Origin of the sequence: Xanthomonas axonopodis, assembly GCF_001304695.1 — a bacterium.
Lineage (GTDB): Bacteria > Pseudomonadota > Gammaproteobacteria > Xanthomonadales > Xanthomonadaceae > Xanthomonas > Xanthomonas axonopodis.
Window position 1 is genome coordinate 1 of record NZ_JFAQ01000249.1, and the last position, 3,774, is coordinate 3,774.

At 61.3% G+C, this 3,774-nt stretch carries 1 protein-coding gene and 3 pseudogenes; all 4 read left to right on the forward strand.

Annotated features, from left to right (window positions below; all coding sequences use genetic code 11):
- A pseudogene (locus XAXN_RS22805) lies at positions 1 to 109 on the forward strand (IS5/IS1182 family transposase); the annotation flags it as partial.
- A 1,264-nt stretch (positions 110 to 1,373) separates the two neighbouring features.
- Positions 1,374 to 1,683: pseudogene (locus tag XAXN_RS18835) on the forward strand (hypothetical protein).
- A gap of 29 nt (positions 1,684 to 1,712) precedes the next feature.
- Positions 1,713 to 1,895 (forward strand): annotated as a pseudogene (locus tag XAXN_RS18840) (hypothetical protein); the annotation flags it as partial.
- 457 nt (positions 1,896 to 2,352) lie between these two features.
- The gene (locus XAXN_RS18845) at positions 2,353 to 3,153 is read left to right on the forward strand and encodes a hypothetical protein (RefSeq protein WP_134980484.1); all 801 of its coding nucleotides are present in this window, start codon (positions 2,353 to 2,355) and stop codon (positions 3,151 to 3,153) included.
- Positions 3,154 to 3,774 lie beyond the last annotated feature (621 nt).

Here is a 3,774-nt window from a genome sequence, read left to right on the forward strand (position 1 = left end):
CATGGGCAAGCTGCGTATCCGCTTCGAACGCCGCATCGATATCCACTTAGCGTTGCTCTCGCTTGCATGCTCCATCATCTGCTTACGCATGCTTCCTGGGTTTTGTTAGCCGCTCTAAATGGGGGGACCCGCGCAGCGGGGGGAACCGTTTATGCCGCGAAAGCCCCTTGCTCGCGCCGGCGACGTGGTGCAGGTTCAAGGGCTGATAGCGGCCGACCGGCTCTGCCGAGCCCCGACGATCGCGCGGAAGGGCCGGCAAGCCCCGTCAGGGGCGCGCCGGGTCCCGGACGGCGACCCGGAGGGTGGGACGCCGCCAGGCGGCCGCCATGAGGCTCACGCGGCCGTCCACGCCTGATCCACAGCCAGCGCGCAGCGCTGCCCGTCGCCGTCGCCGTCGGGGATAGCTGATAGCTCCACCTATCCCCAGGCGTCGGGGAAGCTGTGCGGTCAAGGGGTGGGCGGGCCTGCCGAATTGCAGGTCGTCCTCGTCTTGTCCACGGGGCGCGGCCCAAGGCCGGCTGCGCCGGGCGGTTCCGCCCGCCTGGCGCAGCACGCACGGTGGGCAAGAGGTGGGCGAGCTGCTCGTCGGGTGTTGGCGCCGCCGGCGCCGGCAGCTGGCGATCGCACATGCTGGCCAGCGCCAGCTGGCCGCCAATCAGGGCAAGCGGAGCGCGCAGGCCGCTCAGCGGCCGAAGGCGTGAGAGGCCCGCAGGGCCGTGGATGGAAGCCCGAATAGGGCGAGACACGCGCAGCGGGGCTCGATGCGAAGCACGACAGCCCGACCCGGAGCACAGCGTAGGGGCACGCCATGTGAGCTTGGCATCGAGCAGGGTTGGCGCTATAATTCGGACTAACAATCCAACCACTCCTGCAGTTTGGTGGACATGCCGATGAAGCCTGAGACGTTGCCGCGTCTCAGGCTTTGCTTTTTCTAGGCGTCGGTGTCAACGGGCATGCTGTAACCAGCAAGACAGATTCAGCGCATACAGCGGGTCGCGGCGCTCAGCCGTTGATTGCTCCACGTGGCTCAGTGGGCAGGCTCCACGTGGAGCCTGCCCACTGAGCCACAAGGTATAGCGATCATTCAAGATCGATCTGGATTGCCTTTTCGTGTAATAGATGGTATGTGCGCCCTCCCCTATCGCCAGACTGCTGGCGATGGTGGCGAACCGGCTCGCGATCATCAAAAATCCGGTTTTGACTTGCCAGGAAACCCACCGTGACAAAACCGCCAGGAATCCAGCTGGCAGCCGCCCGCGAGCTCGCCAGTGCTCGCCAAGTCGGCTAACAGGAACCTCGATGATGCCTACAAGGCGTTGTTCACGTGAGGAGGCGTCATGGGTAGTAACGTATCCACGGCCCGCGAAGCGCTCATGGCCGAGCTGCTGCAAGATGTCGACGCCATCGTGCGTCGCTTCGAGCAAGCAGATGAGGCGCTATCCGGAAAGATCGAGAAGGCAACAACGGACGCGGCCGGCAAGGCGTTCCTGGCCGCCAAGCTCAATTGGCCGACACGCGGCCGCGCAGATCGGGAATCAGCTCAACAGCAGCGCGGCGCAGCTCGTCGCCGCGAATGCGGCGCTTGAGAGCAAGGCGCGGCGGTTCGTGCTGCTACTGGCTGGGTTCGCATTTGTCGCCGGCGTGGTGGGCGGCTTCGTTGGGGCCAAGCTGGCCGGGATGTGAGACTGTCACCAGCACTTTTAATCTGACCCGCTTCCCTGTCGCGGTTGCTGACCCGGTATGAGGCCAGTGGTAACGTCAAGGCGCTAGCGCTGATCACCAGGATGTCGCCGGCAGCTTGGCGGCACATCCTGCTGAACGGGCACTACACCTTTCAAAGCGACGGCAAGATGATCGACTTGGATGCGCTTGTGGCGGGGTTGGAGTTTGAGTGACGGGATTTTCTGGGGTTCCGACTTACAACCCCAACTATGGGGCACTACAGCTTGCGGCGTGATTGGGCTCATCAGCCTGGCGGCATTGGCGCCGTCAGTGGTTTTCCTGGCGCTGAGCTTGATTAATTCGTTCCCGCCAGCTCGGCTTCTCGCTTTCAGTGCATGCGCCATGGCGAGGCGCCCACGGTAAATCGCGCCGCGTTCATGCCCGAGGAAGGCAGTTGCTGTCCCCCTTGCTGCTCCGCTTTGCATGGATTGGCGAAATGAACGGTGCGTGAGCCACGCCACCAGCATCTTGCTGCCCCGTCTTGAAGGGCAGAGTTGGTTTGGCCGCGTTCGTGTAAGTGCAAATGACTACGCAGTGGCGAGCAAAAAAAAAACCAACCTTCACTAGGCTTAGGTGTAGAGTGCGTTCAGTTCAAATACCTTCAGGGCAAACGCCTTCAGGAGCAAGCACGTGCAGATCAAGCCCGCAGCTTCGACAAGTCACGCAACTGCATCCAACCCTGCCGGGGAAGCATCCTCCAGTCAAGCAGGAGCAGCGCAACCGCAGCCAGCCAAGCGCGATGAGCAGCAGAACAAGCGAGCCGCAACGTTCGATGGATTACCCGCCTTGCCCCGTGATTTGCGAGCTGAGGTGGTGCAACGGATGGGACCCAAAGGTCTGGCAAGACTGAACAGTACCTCGACGCAGATGAGACAAGAGACAAACGAGCGTCTCCAGCAATTGCTGGCCGCGCGTCCGCGCTACGACCCCGCGTTGGAGTTTGCATCCATCGCGACCGTAGAGGATGTGCGCGCGTCGTTACACGCTGCCGAGCATTTCCCCTATCCCGCCGATGAAGATCGCAACGAACAGGTGTTGCGTTCATTCGGTCAAATTGCGGCACGTCTTCCGGCGCTACCGCAGCAACAACGCTTCGAGGCATTCAACGCCGTGTTGGAATCCGTTGATCAGATTCAGAACGCTCCGAAGTTGGCTGCATTGTCGAATTTGATGAATCATGTGGGCGCCTTGCCAGGAGAACGTCGGGAAGAGGCATTCCGTGCTGTTCTTCCGCGCTTGCATTCTGTCAGGTGCCAGGCGGCGCAGCAGCCTGACGTCCCGCCGGTGATGCAAACCTTTGCGAATGCGATCCGTCAGCTGCCCCACCAGGAAGCCGTTAACCGGGCGATTGCGGCGGTAATAGAGCCGGGCAGGTTGACCGTTGATGACGTGACCATCCTGGCCAACCTGTTAAGTCATAGGTCGCGATAAGGCAGGGTGTCAGCCACGCGACACTCGGCGCCAGAATGCGCGCCAGCAGGTACAACCGCAGGGCCGAGTAGCTAGCCTTCCTGAGCCAGAAAAGGAGAAGGGCGCCACGAGGGCGCCCTTCTTATAGGTAGTCTGGTGTGCGTCACGGCGAACCTAGCTGCCCACATTACCCCGACGTCTCGAAGCCAACGTTACGCAGTTGCTACGGAGTTGTCAACAACAAGATGACCGTGAGACTGAACCGGGCTACTCTTAGGTCTCAAGCAGGGGGTCAGGATGACAGAAGAAGAACTCGCAGGGATGGCTGCACTGCTTTCAGCAGAGCGGCTTTCTGCCTTTGTTCAGCTAACCGGCACGGAGCGGGATGCGCTCGCAGTGCATGACTCTACCATTCAGGTGGCGGCGGCTTTGGTTCCGGTTATGTGCTTGGTGGAGATTTCCGTCAGGAATGCTGTCAGTGAGCGTCTACGGTCGGTCTTCGGAACTCACGATTGGCTCATTGGTAATCCCCCCCCCCCCCAGGTCAGCTGACGCCAGAAGTGGAATTTTCTCGTACCCTTTTCCGAGGAGGTTCCATGAAGACATCCCGCTTCACCGACAGCCAGATCATTGCCGTCCTCA